Annotated in this window: 14 protein-coding genes and 1 pseudogene; 7 read left to right on the top strand and 8 right to left on the bottom strand. The window is 58.4% G+C overall.

Going from position 1 to position 17986, the window contains the following annotated elements; genetic code table 11:
- Positions 1-330: 330 nt before the first annotated feature.
- On the top strand, positions 331-3060 hold the full coding sequence (locus F0169_RS09430; RefSeq protein WP_152746332.1) for a winged helix-turn-helix domain-containing protein: 2730 nt from the start codon (positions 331-333) through the stop codon (positions 3058-3060).
- A 12-nt stretch (positions 3061-3072) separates the two neighbouring features.
- Here the strand turns inward: F0169_RS09430 and F0169_RS09425 are convergent, their stop codons facing one another.
- From F0169_RS09425 to F0169_RS09410, 4 genes are read right to left on the bottom strand one after another with little or no spacing between them, the layout of a single operon-like run.
- Positions 3073-3633: a PqiC family protein gene (locus tag F0169_RS09425; RefSeq protein WP_152746331.1), complete on the bottom strand. Its 561-nt coding sequence runs from the start codon at positions 3631-3633 to the stop codon at positions 3073-3075.
- Between the two features lie 14 nt (positions 3634-3647).
- Positions 3648-5297, bottom strand: a complete 1650-nt coding sequence (locus F0169_RS09420; RefSeq protein ID WP_058414285.1) for a PqiB family protein — start codon at positions 5295-5297, stop codon at positions 3648-3650.
- Positions 5278-5922: a paraquat-inducible protein A gene (locus F0169_RS09415; RefSeq protein WP_152746330.1), complete on the bottom strand. Its 645-nt coding sequence runs from the start codon at positions 5920-5922 to the stop codon at positions 5278-5280. Before F0169_RS09415 ends, F0169_RS09420 begins: the two co-directional genes overlap by 20 nt.
- Positions 5919-6509, bottom strand: a complete 591-nt coding sequence (locus F0169_RS09410) for a paraquat-inducible protein A (protein WP_058414283.1) — start codon at positions 6507-6509, stop codon at positions 5919-5921. The genes F0169_RS09415 and F0169_RS09410 overlap by 4 nt, the downstream gene beginning before the upstream one ends.
- Positions 6510-7018: 509 nt before the next feature.
- On the opposite strand from F0169_RS09410, the gene mqo reads away from it, so the two are divergent.
- The 5 genes and pseudogenes from mqo (at position 7019) to F0169_RS09390 (ending at position 13373) form a co-directional block, all read left to right on the top strand.
- A complete protein-coding gene (mqo, locus tag F0169_RS09405) occupies positions 7019-8671 on the top strand; it encodes a malate dehydrogenase (quinone) (RefSeq protein WP_152746329.1) in 1653 nt (550 codons plus the stop codon).
- Between the two features lie 471 nt (positions 8672-9142).
- Positions 9143-10210 (top strand): annotated as a pseudogene (locus tag F0169_RS28370) (methyl-accepting chemotaxis protein); the annotation flags it as partial.
- Complete coding sequence (locus F0169_RS28365; RefSeq protein WP_421556791.1) at positions 10202-11065, top strand: methyl-accepting chemotaxis protein; 864 nt, start codon at positions 10202-10204, stop codon at positions 11063-11065. The pseudogene F0169_RS28370 and the gene F0169_RS28365, both read left to right, overlap by 9 nt.
- 427 nt (positions 11066-11492) lie before the next feature.
- A complete protein-coding gene (locus tag F0169_RS09395; protein WP_172979385.1) occupies positions 11493-12398 on the top strand; it encodes an AraC family transcriptional regulator in 906 nt (301 codons plus the stop codon).
- A 198-nt stretch (positions 12399-12596) separates the two neighbouring features.
- Positions 12597-13373, top strand: a complete 777-nt coding sequence (locus tag F0169_RS09390) for a YiaD family glycine zipper/OmpA-like lipoprotein (protein WP_058414279.1) — start codon at positions 12597-12599, stop codon at positions 13371-13373.
- A gap of 68 nt (positions 13374-13441) precedes the next feature.
- Here the strand turns inward: F0169_RS09390 and F0169_RS09385 are convergent, their stop codons facing one another.
- From F0169_RS09385 to F0169_RS09370, 4 genes are all read right to left on the bottom strand, one after another.
- The gene (locus F0169_RS09385; protein ID WP_058414278.1) at positions 13442-14023 is read right to left on the bottom strand and encodes a BON domain-containing protein; all 582 of its coding nucleotides are present in this window, start codon (positions 14021-14023) and stop codon (positions 13442-13444) included.
- Entirely contained in the window at positions 14020-14613 is a 594-nt protein-coding gene (locus tag F0169_RS09380) for a phosphoheptose isomerase (RefSeq protein ID WP_007904374.1), read from the bottom strand. The genes F0169_RS09385 and F0169_RS09380 overlap by 4 nt, the downstream gene beginning before the upstream one ends.
- Positions 14614-14705: 92 nt before the next feature.
- Positions 14706-15077: a YraN family protein gene (locus F0169_RS09375; RefSeq protein WP_152746338.1), complete on the bottom strand. Its 372-nt coding sequence runs from the start codon at positions 15075-15077 to the stop codon at positions 14706-14708.
- On the bottom strand, positions 15077-16888 hold the full coding sequence (locus F0169_RS09370; protein ID WP_152746326.1) for a penicillin-binding protein activator: 1812 nt from the start codon (positions 16886-16888) through the stop codon (positions 15077-15079). Before F0169_RS09370 ends, F0169_RS09375 begins: the two co-directional genes overlap by 1 nt.
- 176 nt (positions 16889-17064) lie before the next feature.
- Here F0169_RS09370 and rsmI point away from each other — a divergent pair, with 176 nt between their 5' ends.
- Complete coding sequence (gene rsmI, locus F0169_RS09365) at positions 17065-17970, top strand: 16S rRNA (cytidine(1402)-2'-O)-methyltransferase (RefSeq protein ID WP_161936713.1); 906 nt, start codon at positions 17065-17067, stop codon at positions 17968-17970.
- The last annotated feature ends 16 nt before the right edge of the window (positions 17971-17986 follow it).

Below are 17986 nucleotides of genomic sequence, written 5' to 3'. Positions count from 1 at the left end.
AAGCAGATCAACAGCGCTTTTGTGGGAGCGGGCTTGCTCGCGATTGCGCTGTGTCAGTTGAAAAGTACTTATCTGATATACCGCAATCGCGAGCAAGCCCGCACAGTTTTAATGCATTCTACTGGCTACTGGGGAGATGATCGCTCCCACGCTCTGCGTCCCGCTTTCAAAACGGTTTTGTGCGCCTACCGTTCAGCCATCGAATCTCCCACATTTTTTGTCGCAGTTCTTTTTCAGCCAATTTTTGCAAAGCCCTACAACCCCGCCGCGTTTACCGCTAGTCTGCGGACATCTGCAATGCCGACGACAGCCTTCTACAAGAGCCCGGCGATGACTGATCTGTCCCGAATCCAGGGGCCTGCAAACGCTGTGATTCCGACCCCGGAAGCGCGCTTTTACAGGCCTCCGCTGCCTGACGGCTACGTGCTGCGCCCGCGCCTGTGCGAACGGCTGAGTGCCGGTTTGCAAGGGCGACTGTTACTGGTCAGCGCCCCGGCCGGGTTCGGCAAAAGCTCGTTAGCGGTGGAGTTCTGCCAAGGCCTGCCGGCGCATTGGCAAAGCTTGTGGCTGGGCCTGAGCGCTCGCGATAACGACCCCGGCCGTTTCCTTGAGCGCCTGCTTGAAGGCTTGCAACACTACTTCCCGCAACTCGGCAATCAGTCCTTGGGCTTGCTGAAAATGCGCCAGCGTCACCAACCCTTTGCCTTTGAAGAATGGCTCGACGGCCTGCTCGATGAGCTGACGGTGCACCTGTCCAAGCGTGCGCCTTTATTGTTGGTGCTCGATGACTACCATTTGGCCCAAGGCGCGGTGCTGGATCGCTGCCTGCAGTTTTTTCTCAATCATTTGCCGGACGGGCTGGTGGTCTTGGTTACCAGCCGCCAGCGCCCGGACTGGCATCTGGCGCGGCTGCGGCTGTCGCGGCACTTGCTGGAGCTGAGCGAACAAGACCTGCGCCTGACACACGACGAGTCCCTGGCGTTACTGGACCGGCACAGCAGCTCGTTGCGCGGCGAGGCACTGGACAACTTGATCCGTCGCAGTGAGGGCTGGGTGGCCGGGTTGCGTTTCTGGCTGCTGGCCGTCTCCGAAGCCGGCAATGAAGGCGCGTTGCCGCAGCACTTGAACGGTGGCGAAGGGCTGATTCGCGATTACCTGCTGGAAGAAGTGATCGACTGCCTGCCGGTCGAGGTTCAAGCGTTCTTGTACGACACCGCTCCGCAGGATCGTTTTTGCAGCGAACTCTGCGACGCCGTGCGCGAAGCCCACGACAGCGCGCAAATCCTCGGTTATTTGCAAGCCCATCAAGTTTTTTTGGTGCCGCTGGACGAGCAGGGCCACTGGTTCCGTTATCACCACCTGTTTTCCGACTTGCTGCTCACCCGCCGCGCCAGCAATGCCACGTTGTCGATTGCCAGCCTGCACCTGCGTGCTTGCCGCTGGTTCAACGCGCAGGGCTTGATCGATGAAGCGGTGGAGCAGGCGTTGCGCGCCGGCCACCTCGACGTGGCGGCAAACCTGGTGCAAAACCTGTCGGAAGAGCAATTGTTGGCTGAGCAGAATGTCGGCATGCTGCTGCGCTGGAAAATGGACTTGCCCGAAAGCCTGCTGGTCAGCACGCCGCGGTTGATCGTGCTTTACAGCTGGGCGCTGGGGCTGGCCTGCCAACTGGATGCTGCCGAAGAATTATCCGGCTACCTCAGTCGTTACCTGCCGGCACCGTCGGCGACTGCGCAAAAATCGATGCTGGCGCAATGGCTGGCGCTGAGCGGGATTATCGCGCGGGGCCGAGGGGACCGCGAGTTGACCCAGCGCTATTGCAGCGAGGCGTTGGAAAGCCTGCCGCAGAAGCGCTACGGCCAGCGCCTGATGTGCCTGTCGACCCTGTCCAACCTGGCCATCGTCGATGCCGACCTGTGGCGCGCGCGCAGGTTGAACCGCGAATCGCTGGAGCTGGCGCAACGCGTCGGCAACCCGCTGTTTGAAGCCCTGGCCCACTACGACCGTGCACGTGTGTTGCAGGCGCGTGGCGAAATCCTGCGCTCGCTCGACGAGGTGCGTCAGGGCCTGCAACGCCTGCACGGCGTGGCGCCGCAGCGGCTGTACGCCGTACGCGCGCGGTTGTCGCTCTACGAAGGTTATCTGCTGTTGCTGCGCTGTCAGCCTGAAGCCGGACTCGCGCGCCTGCGCGCCGGCCTCAGCGAAGCCCGCGCCTGCCGGGACATCAGCGTGTTGATCGGGCACTGCGTGATCGCCAACTTCGAAGGGCGGCGTGGGGATTTCCCCAAGGCCTTTGCCGAACTCGCCGAGGCCGAGCGCTTGATGCATATCTGGGATGTGCCGCCGATCTACTACCTGGCGATGATCACCCTGATCAAATGCGAATTGTGGCTGGCCCAAGGCCGTACCGACCTCGCCGACGCCTGGCTGACTCGGCTGGGGCAGACCTACAACGGCGAACACGCGGCGGCCGCGCCGGAGTTTCATCCACACTTGGCGCAACATATCGGGCTGCAACACGCGGCACTCGATGCTATTCGCCATCAGCCTGCCGCCGCGCTGCAACGCCTCGAAACGCTGGCGCAACAGGCGCAAAGCAGCGGGCGCCAGATGATTGCCCTGATGGCGCTGACTCAGCAGGCGCATTTACTCTTGGCGTGCGGCCAGGAAACCAAGGCGCGAGCGACCGTCGCTCAGGCCCTTGAAGCTGGCGCCGGTGGCGCGCTGCAACCGTTTCAGCGCCTGTTGGAAACTCACCCGGTTTGGATGCGCGAACAGTTGGGCAAAGACCCCAATGGCGTATTGAGCCAAAGTTTGCTGGCGCTGTTGCCGGTTGTCGCGGTGGTTGAGGTGGCGCCCAACCACGAAACCCTCAGCGCCCGCGAACTGGCGGTACTGCAACTGATCGCCCAAGGCTGTTCAAACCAGGAAATCAGCAACCAGTTGTTCATTTCACTGCACACGGTGAAAACCCACGCCAGCCACATCAACAGCAAGCTGGGCGTGGAGCGTCGTACCCAGGCGGTGGCGCGGGCCAAGTCGATGGGTTTGCTGGCCTGAACCTGCAGCCGTTTATTGCGCCGCCGGGCACGCGTTGAGCGGCTTGTCGAGCACTTGGCTGATCAGCGTGGCGAAGCGCTTGAGGTTGTTCTGGTGCGCCGCCACCACGTCGTCAATGCTCGGGCCTGCCGGCGACTGCAAGGTGCTGCGGCAGGTCAGCATCGGGCGATCACCGCCGCTGGTTTGCCGCAAGCGCCAGCGCACGTCGAGCAGCGCGTATTGGCCAGGCACCGAGTCAAAACGTTGCACTTCAAGGCGCAGCGATACGGCTTGGCGGGCATCGCTGTTGGCGAACTGATCGACCAACGCACTTTTCAGCTCATCCGCCAGGCTGGCGGCCCACCATTGCGTCTCAAGAATCGCCACGCCACTGTTGCCTTGGCGAATCACGATCTGCGGGCGGTCGACTTGCGGCGGCACGCTGATGCTTTCAATGCGAATACCACCCGCGTCGGCGCGCGTTGCGTTACTCCAGTGCGCCGGGGTCAGCGTGTGAAATGCAATCGGCTCACTGCTGCACGCCGCAAGTAGCAGCAACGCAGTCATCAGCGTGATCTTCAACGGAAACGTCATGGCTGCTCCAATAGTCATTTGCGTGGTGGCGCCTGCAGGTCCAGTGGCGCGGCATTTTCAGGGCGACCGCGAATCAGCGATTCCGGGTGCCTGCCCAAATAATCCGACAGCTCGCGCAAGGAGCGCGACATGCGGCCAAGTTCATCCAGGGTTTGGGTCAGTTGCTCACGCTGCGGCGAGTCTTCGGCCAGGGTGGAATTGGCCGACTGCAACGTCTTGCTCACGTCACCCAACGTGTTTTGCACGGCGGGCAAGGTCTTGGCGTTGAACTGGGTCAGGCCCTTGCGCAATTCGACCAGGTTGCTGTCGAGGTTGCCGGCAATCCGGTCAATCGGTAGCTGGCTGATCTTGTTGACGATGCCTTCGAGTTTCTCCTGCAACTGTTCCAGGTTACCGGGGATGGTCGGGATGCTGACCGGGCGCTGGCTCGCGTCAAACCTGACTTTTTCGGCCTTCGGGTAGAAGTCCAAAGCGATGTAGAGTTGGCCGGTCAGCAGGTTGCCGCTGCGGGCTTGGGCGCGCAGGCCGTTTTCGATAAACGTGCCGATCAGGCGCACGCCGCTCGCCTCATCGTCGATGTTATGGTCCATGGCTTTAAGCAGCTTGGTGTGCGCCTGCCCGAGCAGTTGCGGGTAGATCACGATGCCGACGTTGATCGGAAAGCTGCGTTTTTTAGCATCGAAATCCATGTTGATCGACACCACCTTGCCGAACTCGACGCCGAGGAATTCCACCGGCGCACCGACTTTCAGCCCACGCAATGCCTGATCAAACCGCAGGACCATGTATTGCCCCTCACCGTTAGGGGGGGCGAGGGCGCTTTGCTGATCGTCAAACAGTTCATAGGCATGATTTTCGTCGGCCGGCTTGTCGTTGGGGCTGTAAGGCGGCGCCACAAAGGCGATTCCACCGGCGAGCATTGAGGACAACGATTCGGTTTTGAGTGCGAAGCCATTCGCGCCGACACTCAAGTCTATGCCGCTGGCGTTCCAGAAACGCGTGTTGTCGGTGACATACACATCGTTCGGCGCATGCACAAACACGTCGATATTCACGCCTTTGCCTTCGTTATCCAGTTCGTAGGCCACGACCTGGCCGACCGGGATTTTCCGGTAGTAGACCGGCGAGCCAATATCCAGCGAGCCGAGGCTTTGGGTATGCAGGGTGAAGCGTTTGCCCGGTTCGCCGTAGGTGATCGGCGGCGGGTTTTCGAGGCCCTTGAATTGGTGCGAGCGCGTATCGGACTGGCCAATGTCCGCGCCGATGTAGTCACCCGAAAGCAAGGTATCGATGCCGGACACGCCACCCGCGCCAATGCGCGGCCTGACCACCCAGAACTTCGAGTCTTCGCGGGTGAAGCTCTCGGCCTGCTTGACCAGTTTGATGGTGGCATTGACGCTTTTCTGGTCATCACTCAAGGCCACGTCGGAGACTTGGCCGATCACCACATTGCGGTATTTGACCTCGGTTTTGTTGGCGGTCAGGCCGCTGCCGGTCTTGAAGTTGAGGACGATGGTCGGGCCTTGTTGAAGCATGCTGTGAATGACCAGCGACAGCCCCACCAATACCGCAACAATCGGCACGATCCATACCAGCGAAACGCTGAAACGCTGCGTCTTGATCGCAGGCGACCCGGCGGGGGTGTCAGCCTTGTGTAAGGTCATCCGAGGTTTCCTCGTTGTGTGGGTTTTCCCAGATCAGCCGTGGGTCGAAACTCATGGCTGCGAGCATTGTAAACACGACCACCAAGCCAAAAAACAGAATGCCCAGGCGCGGCTCGATGGTGCCCAGCGCCTGGAACTTCACCAGTGCGGCCACCAGCGCTACCACGATCACATCGAGCATTGACCAGTAGCCAATCAGTTCGATAAACCGAAACAGCTTCGAGCGTTGCCTGCGTGCCCACAGGCTGTTGCGCTGCACGGTAACCAGCAGCAGCGTCAACGACACAAACTTGATGCCGGGCACCGCAATGCTGGCGATGAAAATAATCAGGGCAATGTCCCAGGCGCCATGCTGCCAGAACTCCAGCACGCCGCTCATGATAGTGCTGTCCGCGCCTGAACCGAGCATGTTGGTGTTCATCACCGGTAATAAATTCGCCGGAACATAAAACGCGAGTGCGGTGAGCATGAAGGCCCAGGTGCGTGTCAGTGAACGCACCTTGCGCCGGTGCAAGGGCGCGCCGCAGCGCTCGCACTCGGTGGGCTCGGTGCTCATGTCGCAGGCCTGGCCACAGGTGTGACACAGGCACAGGTTGAGTTCGCGGGCAGTTGGCGGCGGCTTCATACGCTGTCCCACAAGTCGCGCACATCGCGCCCGGCGATACGGATCAGCAACAGGCTGAGGGCGCCCAACGCAAACAACCCAGTGCCGGGCGCCACATCAAGCATGCCGGCCAGCTTGAACACTGCGACCATGGCGGCCAGCAGGCAAACTTCGAGCATGCTCCACGGCCTGAGTGCCTCTAGCCAGCGCATGCACAGCTTGAACGCCGGTGAGCGTTTGCCGGACAGGGCGAAACTTAGCACCCATATCAGCAACAGCAGTTGAAACACGGGCGCGATGATGATGGAAATGGCCGCCACCAAAGCAATAAAGGTGATCGGCCCCAAGCTCAGCGCCACGACTGAATCCCATAAGGTCGCGCTGCTTTTCAAACCTTGCAGGCTGATGCTCATTACCGGGTAAAAGTTGGCGAAGGCCCACAGCACGGCGGCGGTCACGGTCAGGGCGAGCCGTTGTTGCACCGACAGGCCGTTGTAACGCTGCAGTACGCTTGAGCAGCGTGTGCACACGGCCTTTTGATGTTTGGCGAGCGTGACTTTTTCGTACACGCAGTCGCAGTGTTCGCAGATGACCCGTTTACTCGGCATAACTCGTGCTCCAAACGCGACGCGCGGCGGTGCTGGATGTTGCTCTTGGTTTAATCGCGGGTGAGTAGCTTACCCGTTGCTGCATCACAGGCCTTACCCCTTGCGCAGCAGGGGCAACGTCAATCATCCGTGATTAGCCGTATGCGGTGGAGGGAACAGCAAAAAGCCAAATCGTTCCCTCCCGGCCGTCGAGAGTGGCAAATAGACGCACCCTAGCATTGTATTGCCATGGCGGAGCCGCTAATGTGAGCGCAAATTTTATCCTCGCTTCAGTTTCTTAAGGTTAAACGCCTGGAAGCAGGGCCAAGTATTCATAGTTTCTCAAGCAGCTGAAGACAACCTACAAGAAGTCAGCGCAGGGGGCATGAGAGTTAGGTCGATGCAGTTTATCGGCCTGTATGTTCATCCCGCCAGGTCTGCGATTGCCCGCGTTTGTGGCAAGCCGTGAGCCGTAAAACCGTACGTTTGCGGCGGGCAGGCGGATGACCTTCTATCCTGGAAATCACAGTATGTTGAAGAAAGCGAACAAGGCCCTGTTGGGCCTGGCCTTGTCTATGGGCCTTATGCAGGCTCATGCGGCAGAGACCAAAAAAGTCGACGTGTTGCTGGTTGGCGGCGGCATCATGAGTGCCACCCTCGGTGTTTGGCTTAACGAACTCGAGCCAGGCTGGACCATGGAAATGGTTGAGCGCCTCGATGGCGTTGCCGAAGAAAGCTCCAACGGCTGGAACAACGCCGGTACGGGCCACTCTGCGCTGGCCGAGTCCAACTACACCCCTTATGGCAAAGACGGCAAGATCGAAATCGCCAAAGCGATCGAGATCAACGAGGCCTTCCAGGTTACTCGTCAGTTCATGGCCTGGCAGGTCAAGTCGGGCGTGTTGAAAAACCCGCATTCCTTCATCAACACCACCCCGCACATGAGCTTCATGTGGGGCGACGATAACGTCAAGTTCCTGAAAGAGCGCTACGAGGCACTGCAGCGCAGCCCGCTGTTCGCCGGCATGCAATACAGCGAAGATCAGGCGCAGATCAAACAATGGGTTCCGCTGATGATGGAAGGGCGTGACCCCAAGCAGAAAATCGCGGCTACCTGGACGCCGATCGGCACCGACGCGAACTGGGGTGAAGTCACTCGCCAGTACGTTGCTGCCCTGCAAACCAAGCCTAACTTCAGCCTCAAGTTGTCCAGCGAAGTGGAAGAAATTACTCGCAACAAGGACGGCGGCTGGCACGTTGAATACAAAAACCTGAAAGACGGCACCACCCACGCCACGGATGCGAAATTCGTGTTCATCGGCGCAGGCGGCGGTGCATTGAAGCTGCTGCAAAAAGCCGACATCCCTGAAGCCCGCGATTATGCCGGCTTCCCGGTAGGTGGCTCGTTCCTGGTGACTGAAAACCAGGACATCGCCATGCAGCACATGGCCAAGGCTTACGGCATCGCTTCGACCGGTGCACCGCCCATGTCGGTACCGCACCTGGACACCCGCGTACTGGATGGCAAGCGAATGATTCTGTTCGGGCCATTCGCGACGTTCTCCACCAAGTTCCTCAAAAATGGTTCTTACTTCGACCTGTTGTCGACCACCACGCCGCATAACGTGTGGCCAATGACCAAAGTCGGTGTTGAGCAGTACCCGCTGATCGAATACCTGGCCGGTCAGTTGATGATGTCGGATGACGACCGCTTCAACGCACTGAAAGAGTACTTCCCGCACGCCAAAAAAGAAGACTGGCGCTTGTGGCAAGCCGGCCAGCGCGTACAGATCATCAAGCGTGATGCCGATAAAGGCGGTGTGTTGAAGCTGGGTACCGAGGTTGTGTATTCCCAGGACCGCACCATCGCTGGCCTGCTGGGCGCTTCGCCAGGTGCCTCGACCGCTCCACCGATCATGATCGATGTGTTGGAAAAGGTCTTCAAGGACAAGGTCGCGACGCCTGCCTGGCAGGAGAAGATGCACCAGATCGTGCCGAGCTACGGTACCAAGCTTAATGAGTCGCCAGCGCGCGTTCAGCAAGAGTGGGACTACACCGCTGAGGTTCTGCAACTGAGCAAGCCGCCAGTGATCGACGTGACGGCCTACTCAAATGCGATCCCTGCTCCGGCCAAGCCGGCTGCTCCGCAGGAGAGCAAACCGGCTCAGGACATGGCGCTGTAAAGCGGCCTGACCTGAAAAAAGTCCGGCGGGCGCTGTAACTGCAGTTACTTGAGCAGTTGAGCACGCGCTGGGCTTCCTTAAAAATCCGATGCCAAGGCCTGGCATCGGATTTTTTTATGCCTGTTTTGCGAGAACAGCTCTCTCCGGCAACGGTGTTTTCGGGTCCTTCGTTATGCGAAATACGACCTGCGGTATCAATGTATTCATGATGAGTAACTTTTATTGAAACAGGCATCGAGCTGTTCGGTAATGAGCGTACTTTTTTATCGCTTAATGTCCTGTCATTCCAAACTGTCCTCTGAATTCGCCTGAGGACAATAGTGTTTAAATAAACGCATTTTTTTATCCCCGATCACCGTTTAAATTTAAATTTTTTTCACGCCTCGCCGATAGCATAAAGCCACAACCTATTGGGGTTTAGTGCCCTGTCACTACACGAACCTTTTTGCGTAAATATTTTGGAGATTGTTAATGAGTAGCGGGTTCGCCAATATTTCCGTCAGTAAAAAACTGGCCCTTGGATTTGGGGTTGTCTTGGTATTGACCGGGATTCTGGCAGTGACCAGTTGGTCCAGCTTGAACAGTCTGATTGACCGTAGCAATTGGATGAGTGACATTACCAAGTTAAACTTCAAGGTTTCTATCCTTCGCGTAGCGCGCCTGCAATACATGATCGCGAAGGGAGACGAGAAGGTAGCGGCTAACGTCCAGGTGGCGTTGGACGACTTTAAAACCTATCAAGAGTTTTTACTCGGAACGCTCAAGAGTCCCGAAAATATTCGAGTACTGAATAAACTCAGCGCGGTGATCGCAGACTACCAAAAATCGCTCAATTCCATGCGTAGCGCTTACACATCGAGTGGCGCGATGCGGGTGCAGATGAACGTAAACGCGGAGGCGTCGGTCCGTTTGATTGATCAGCTTCAAGCCGATGCCAGCAAGGTCACGCCGGTCACTGAAAAGACCATGGGTAACTATCAGGTGATTACTCAAGCGAAAGAAAACCTGATGCAAGCACGCTACGAAGTACGCGGGTACACCTCTGTATTGACGCCAGAGGCTGCGCAGTTGGCCATGCGGTCGGTGGAGGTCGCAATCAAGGGGTTTGGCGAGGTGCAATCGGTGTTGGGCGAAGCAGAGGCCAACACAGTCGGGCAGATCGTAAAGTCTCTTTCGAATTACCAAACATCGCTGCAGACCTTTAAGTCTGCCAGCGACAACATTGCCAGTGCGCGCGCCGAGATGACAGGCCAAGGGCAAAGCATCGTCGAGCTGAGTGAGCAACTCTATCAATTCCAACTGACCCAGCGCGATGCCGAGAGCGCTCAGGCTCGCAGTGTGCAATTGGGCTGTACGCTGCTCGCCATGCTGATCGGAGTGATTGCAGCCATCGTCATCACCCGGCAGATAACGAGGCCTCTGAGCGAGACGCTGGTGGTCGTCAGGCGCATAACCTCCGGGGACCTTTCCCCTTCCGCGGCCGTGTCTCGCCAGGACGAACTGGGTCAGTTGCAACAGGGTATCCAGCACATGGGCGATACCTTGCGAGACCTGATTGGCGGGATTCGCGACAGCGTCGTGCAGATTGCGAGCGCCGCGGAAGAACTTTCTGCGGTGACGGAGCAAACCAGCGCGGGCGTTAACAGCCAGAAAGTCGAAACAGACCAGGTGGCCACCGCAATGAATGAGATGTCGGCAACGGTCCAGGAGGTCGCACGTAATGCCGAACAAGCGTCGCGTGCGGCATCCACCGCTGATGCCGAAGCGCGTGCCGGCGATAAAGTCGTCAGTGATGCGATCGCCCAGATTGAGACCCTTGCGGCTGAGGTGGATCGCTCAACCGATGCGATGAACCAATTGGAGGCGGAGAGCGCTAAAATTGGCAAGGTCATGGATGTTATCAAGGCCGTTGCCGAGCAGACCAACCTGCTCGCCCTCAACGCCGCTATTGAGGCCGCACGAGCGGGCGAAGCAGGCCGCGGTTTCGCTGTGGTCGCTGACGAGGTGCGAGGCTTGGCACAGCGAACTCAGCAATCGACTGAAGAGATCGAAACACTCATTGCAGGGCTACAGAACGGTACTCGCCAGGTCGCCACGATCATGCTGAGCAGTCGGGCACTCACGCTCAGCAGCGTAGACCTCACCCGTAAAGCTGGCACGTCGCTGCATAGCATCACAACAACGGTGTCCAACATCGAATTGATGAACCAACAGATCGCCGCCGCCGCTGAGCAGCAGAGCGCTGTCGCCGAAGATATTAGCCGCAGTATTGTAAATGTTCGCGATGTGTCCGAGCAGACCGCCGCCGCGAGTGAGGAAACGGCCGCTTCAAGCATTGAGTTGGCGCGGCTGGGCGGCCAACTGCAAAAGATGGTCAGTCACTTCAAGGTATAGAAGTAGCGTCTAACGCGAGTGCCCAAGCGATAGGTGTCGCTTGGGCAGCCGTTTTTTTGCGCATGGTTATTGTATAGCGTTGCCCACTATTAAAATGTCCATGTCCGCAGAGCGCTGGCATGCTAACCAAATAAAAGATTCTTCATGCTGTTAGTGACATAAAAATGTTATGTGCAAACAGAAGTCTTGAGAATAAACACTGTGTGCCGGTGCGGCCTTGATTTCTTCTGTCTCAGTGTGTTCGGTCAAATAACCGATAAAAGAAAACTTGGCACGGTCATTTGGCTTTGGCATGCTGAGTAAATGTATAGGACCTGAGTGCCCTGTTATGCCAATGCTTGCCGCCTCATGCGCACACGTGGTTCTTCGCTTGATTAACTGTGTACCAAACCCTTCGTTGGCGCTAACCGTTTTTCATGCTGAACTCATGGAAAAGATCCAGAACCAATCAATGTTGGCGATTCTAACGGCCTCAACATTTATTGAGGCTGTTGCCGCAGAGGCGGGTGATGTAGAGGTCGGGTTGGCGTCTTACGCGATGTTCCATCCAGGCCAACTTAGTTCGCATTTTTACGCAATCATGTCCAGTGCCACGCTGGGTGAGGCGATGAAGACTGCCTCGCACTTTTCGGTGTTATCGTCTGATAGAACCCCGCTGGTTGCGCGAGACGAATCGGGAGTGATCAGCGTTAACTTTCTGGGCATTGAGTCCTTGGGGGTGGCGAGGCACTACATCGACTGCTGCATGTCGACATTTATGGGGCTGACGCATTGGCTTGAACCTTGGGATAGGCCATTGCCCGATTCCGCCTCGTTCAGTTATGACGAACCACGCGACCTTGCGCGGCTAGAAGCAGTATTTGGTAAAAACCTGTCGTTTGGCTGCCCGATCAATAAAATCACCTTTGCGTCTGAGACCGCTAAAAAACCGCTGGCTACGGCGAATGCAGCACTGCGTATCCATCACATGAGCCACGCAAGTGAAGAACTTGCGAGGCGCCAGGTCAAACTGGCACCCGCGGTACGCAATCATATTTATATAGGGCTGACACTCAGCAAAGACGTGTCGCTGGAGATCGTTGCGCGGGAACTCAACCTTGGGAGTCGCACGCTGCAAAATCGCCTTGATGACGAGTCGACGGGTTTTCGTGAATTATTTGATGAGTGTCGCCGTCAGTTGGCGGGCGAGTTGCTGAGGCTGCAGAACTCGACTGTGACGGCGATCGCGCAGAGGCTGAAATTTCGTGACTCGAGTAGCTTTCACAAAGCCTGTAATCGCTGGTTTGGTTGCCCACCAGGCAGTTATCGGTCGCGAGTCCTGGAAGAATCTTGAATCAGTTCGCTTTGTAAAAACACAGGTCGCGTTCAGCCTGCGTCTGCTACGTTTTCACTGCCGGTAAGTGTGGCCAATTGTTTGTCGATGCTCAGAAAGTCTCCACGGAATTTTTACCGTTTGTCGCGTTCAAAACTCGGCACAGGCCCATTGCCGATGTCCTCTGCACCACAGAATGCAAAAGTAGGAGCTTTCCTCATGTTCACGCCACGTCGTCTTCTTGTTGTTGCCACCGCCGTAGCCCTTTTGTCCGGCTGCGCTTCACCTAATCCTTATGATGGCAGCCAAGGGCAAGCAAATAACGAAACGCAAGGCGGTATGAGCAAAACCGCCAAGTACGGCGGCCTGGCTGCATTGGCCGGTGGTTTGGCGGGTGCCGCAATCGACCATAACAACCGTGGCAAGGGCGCTCTGATTGGCGCCGCCGTCGCAGGTCTGGGTGGCGCAGGCTATGGCTACTACGCCGACCAGCAAGAAAAGAAACTGCGTGAGAGCATGGCCAACACCGGCGTTGAGGTGCAGCGCCAGGGCGATCAGATCAAGCTGATCATGCCGGGTAACATCACCTTCGCGACCAACTCCGATGCGATTTCCAGCAGCTTCTACACGCCGCTGAACAACCTGGCGGGCTCGCTCAAGCAGTTCAACCAGAACACCATCCAGATCGTTGGCTACACCGACAGCACCGGCAGCCGCCAGTTGAACATGGACCTGTCCCAACGCCGTGCGCAAAGCGTGGCCAACTACCTGACCTCACAAGGCGTGAGCCCGACCAACTTGAGCGCACGCGGTGCCGGCCCGGATAACCCGATTGCCAGCAACGCCGACGTGAATGGCCGTGCGCAGAACCGTCGCGTAGAGGTTAACCTCGGCCCGATCCCTGGCCAGCAATATGGCCAGCCTGCTCAGCAGCAGCAACAGGCGCCACAGCAGAACAACCAGTTCCAGGGCAACCCGTACCAGCAGTACCAGTAAACGCTGGCCACTAAAAAGGGCGCCGTGCATTCAATGCACGGCGCCCTTTTTTGTGGCTGTCGATTACATCAGTCGATGTATTCGAAGACCTTCACGATCTTTTGCACACCAGACACGCCTTGTACCAAGTTGGAGGCGCGAGTGGCTTCTGCCTGGGTCAGCAGGCCCATCATGTAGACAATGCCGTTGTCGGTGACGATTTTAATCCGCGAGCCGGGAATCGCACTGTCGGTGAGCATTTGCGCCTTGATCTTGGTGGTCAGCAAGGCGTCGTTGCTGATGGCCAACAGCGTGATCGGGTCCATCACCTGCAGTTCGTTATGGACCTTCTTCACCCGTTGCACGGTGGAGGCGGCTTGCTCGGCTTGAGCTTTGAGGTCGGCACGCGGCGTTTGGCCGGCGAGCAGTACAACGCCGTTGAAGCTGGTCACGACGATACGCGATGCGCCGTTGCCGAGGTCGGTAGCCGCCTTGGCGACGTTTACTTCGACCTTGGTTTCGATCAGCGAGTCGTCAATTTTGCTGCCGAATGTACGTGTGCCCTTGTCGTCCTGGATGGGGGTGTCACGTGTCGCGGTGATTGCCGTGCTGCAGCCGCTGATGGCAAGGCACAGCGTAATGGCCAAAAGGCTTAGGCGGTTAACGGTCATTCTTCACTCCCGAACAGTTGGCTGTCGATCAGATCGCACAGGCAGTGGATCGCCAGCAGGTGGACTTCCTGAATGCGTGCAGTGACATTGGCCGGGACGCGAATCTCTACGTCCTCGGGCAGCAGCAACGAGGCCATGCCGCCGCCGTCGCGCCCAGTCAATGCTACGACAATCATTTCGCGATCATGTGCGGCCTGGATCGCTTGAATAATGTTTGCCGAGTTGCCGCTGGTGGAGATCGCCAGCAGCACGTCGCCGGGTTGGCCCAGCGCGCGGATCTGCTTGGAGAAAATTTCGTTGTAGCTGTAGTCGTTGGCGATCGAGGTGATCGTCGACGAGTCGGTGGTCAAGGCGATGGCCGGCAGGCTTGGGCGCTCGCGCTCGAAGCGGTTGAGCAGCTCGGAAGAGAAATGCTGGGCATCACCAGCCGAACCGCCATTGCCGCACGAGAGCATTTTGCCCTCGTTGAGCAAGGCATTGACCATGACCTGACTGGCTTGCTCGATGTGCGGTGCAAGTACGTCCATCGCCTGTTGCTTGGTGTCGATGCTGGCCTGGAAAAGCTGGCGAATTCGGGATTGCATGTCCATCTGTGTGACCTTAAGTAGCGCGGCTGTTTGGCACAGTCATGTGCAGCCCGCAATGCAAAGAGCAAAAGTGTGGGGTGAAAATGTCCGGTGAATCAGCTGTCGAAGGCATTTTTCAGCCAGTTCGGATCAGCCGGGCCAGACGGTGTGCTTTCTATGGCAACCACATCGAAACGGCAGGGGGAGTCAGCCCAGCGATGCTCTTTGAGCAGGTAAAACTGCGCGGCGAGTATCAGCTTCTGACGCTTGCGCCCGTCGATACTGGCGAGCGCGCCACCCCATTGTGTGTGTTTTCTATAGCGGACTTCGACGAATACTACTGTATCGCCGTCAAGCATGACCAGATCAAGCTCACCGCGTTTACACAACCAGTTCTGCGCCAGAAGGCGCAGACCCTGTTGTTGCAGATAGTTGAGGGCTTGAAGTTCGGCATCCTTGCCGCTTTGAGCACTGGACCGCTCGGGCATCAGCGCGGGGTGTCCGGCAGGCGCTGGATTTCGCCGCTGACGAATTTGGCCCATGGCATCTGGCGATCAACGCGCTGGTTGGCGCTGACGCCCAGGCTGCCCGAAAGACCGTCAACGCGCGTGTCCGGCAATGCTTTGAGCTGGCCCAGGCGCGGCGCCAGGCGATAGGCATCAACGCCCATCGCGTACAGGCGGCCGAGGCTGCCGTTGGCTTGTGGCCATTGGGCGGTCACTTGGTTGCGCAGCGGGTCAGTGGTGTTGAGCAGCCACGGGGTTTCGCAGAACATCACGTTAGTCATGTCCAGGTACTGGTTCTTGTCACCGCTCGCGCTGAACACGTGGGAGGTCGCGTACACAGGCACATCACCGGCGTACTGGAAGTTCAGCGTCGGCTTGATCTGTTGGGCCAGTTGCGGCGTAACCGCCATGAAGATGAACTCGATGTCCTGGCGGCGCGACGGCTGCGCCGCTACGTCGGCACCGACGGTGTTTTGCAGGCTCTTGGCGCGACCTTCGCTTTTACGCAGTTGGAACAGGTCGGCAATTTGTTGGGCGAGGGCAACCGGCTGGTCAACGTACTCGACGCCGACGACGGTGCCGCCATTGGCTTCCCAATCCTGGCGGAACGCCCTGTAGACCCGCTCGCCCCATTCGCCTTTGGGCACCATGGCGGCGGCGCGGTGCAGGCCATCGGCGCGGGCGCGGCGCGAGACTTCGCGGGCTTCGTCTTCAGCAGCCAAGCCGAACTGGAACAGTTGCGGCGGGCTTTGATCGGTTTCGCTGTAGTTCAGCGCCAGGGTGGTAATCGGCAGTTGCGCGCGTGCGCTGAGTTGTTTGACCAGCGGCTTCTCGAGCGGGCCAATCACCAGTTGCACACCGGCGGCCTGGGCCTTGGCGTAGAAGTCATCCAGCGAGGTCAGGCGCGAGGTGTCATAAAACTCGATGACCGGTGGTTTTTGCCCGGCTTGTTCAGCCTGGTAATGTGCCGCCATGAAGCCTTCGCGCAGCGCTTTGGCAACGCCGGCCAGCGGGCCGTCCTGGGGCAGCAGCAGGGCAATCTTGTTCAGCGGTTGGCTCGCCAGCTCCTTGAGCTTGGTCAGCGGGGTCGGCAGATTCACCGCTGCAGGGTGGCCGGGGTTTTGCGCACGCCACGTGTCGATGGCTGCTTGCTGTTGCTCCAGCGTGCCCGCGCCCTTGACCGCTTGGGCCAGGCTGATCCAGCCGTCGAGTGTCGGGTTGCCGCTGGCTTGCAACTGTTCGGCAGGCAGGGCGGCAATCAGCGCCCAGATGGCTTCGTGGTTGCTTTTGGCGGCATCACCACTCAGCAGCGGGGCCATGGCGACACGCTCGCGAGCGGCAGCCAGGGTTTGGCCATCGGCTTCATAAGCGCGTGCATGCACGGTGCCGGTGCGGATCTGCTGGTCTGTCGGCAGCTCCTTCAGGCTTTGCAGGCTGGCGTGGTTCAGTGCCGTCAACGCGGCCTTGGGCTGGTTGCGCGCCATGGCCAGTTCGGCGGCCAGGGTGCTGGCAAATACTTGCGCGGCCGGCTTCAGGACACCCAACGGCACTTGCGCAAGAATCTGCGACGAGCGGCCAGGGTTGTTCTGGTGGTAAGCCAGGTCAGCCGCGCTCAGGCGCAGCAACGCGGCCTTTTCCGGCGTGTTGGCGGCGGTGGCCTGTTCGAGCAGTTGCTCGATACTGGCATCCGGGGTCCGTGGGAGGTCGCCAAGGCTGGATGAGGGCGAGCTGGAACACGCGGCCAATAAGGCAGCGAGGCAGAGGGCGGAGAGCAGCCGTAGGCAAGCGATCATGTAAGTGTTCCTGATACCGATCAAGTGAGCGTGGAAGTGTACCCAAGCACTGGCCCAGGCGCGATGTTAGTGGCATTAAACCGTCGATTTAGGTCGTGCAATTGTTGCAAACGGACATCGACAGCTGAAAAGGCAATGGCGTTGAGGGCATATTTTAAAGGCGCCTACGCGCTACAATGGCACTTTTGCCAACCATCGAGGTGTGCGTTTTGACTGCTCCAGGTCCTTTGAATTCCACTGCAGGCTCGCTATTTGTGGTGGCGACGCCCATTGGCAACCTGGACGACATCAGTGCTCGGGCGCTTAAAGTGTTGCGCGAGGTTAAATTGGTCGCGGCGGAAGACACACGGCACTCCCAACGTTTAATGCAGCATTTTGGTATCAGCACGCCATTGGCCGCGTGCCACGAGCATAACGAGCGCGAAGAAGGCAGCCGGTTTATCACCCGTCTATTGGCCGGTGATGATGTGGCGTTGATCTCCGATGCCGGCACGCCGTTGATTTCCGACCCGGGCTACCACCTCGTCCGCCAGGCGCGCGCGGCTGGTATCAATGTAGTGCCTGTTCCGGGAGCGTGCGCGCTGATTGCTGCTTTATCTGCTGCAGGGTTGCCATCGGACCGGTTTATCTTCGAGGGTTTCCTGCCGGCCAAGGCCGTTGGGCGGCGCGCGCGCCTTCAAGCCCTGAAGGAAGAACCGCGCACGCTGATCTTTTACGAAGCGCCGCACCGCATCCTCGAATGCCTGCAAGACATGGAGTTGGTGTTCGGTGGCGAGCGCCTGGCGCTGTTGGCCCGCGAGTTGACCAAAACCTTCGAAACTCTCAAGGGCTTGCCGCTGGAAGAGCTGCGCGCTTTTGTCGAGGGCGATAGCAACCAGCAGCGTGGTGAGTGTGTGGTGTTGGTGGCCGGCTGGACGCCACCAGAGAATGAAGACGCGGTAGGCAGTGAGGCCATGCGGATTCTGGATTTGCTGCTTAAAGAGATGCCGCTGAAGCGGGCGGCTGCACTGGCTGCGGAAATTACCGGGGTGCGAAAAAATGTGCTGTATCAAGTGGCGCTTGATAAACAGAAGGTCGAATAGTTCCGGGGTTAAAACG

The sequence above is a fragment of the Pseudomonas kitaguniensis genome (assembly GCF_009296165.1).
GTDB lineage: Bacteria > Pseudomonadota > Gammaproteobacteria > Pseudomonadales > Pseudomonadaceae > Aquipseudomonas > Aquipseudomonas kitaguniensis.
This window is presented reverse-complemented; position numbering and strand designations above follow the sequence as displayed.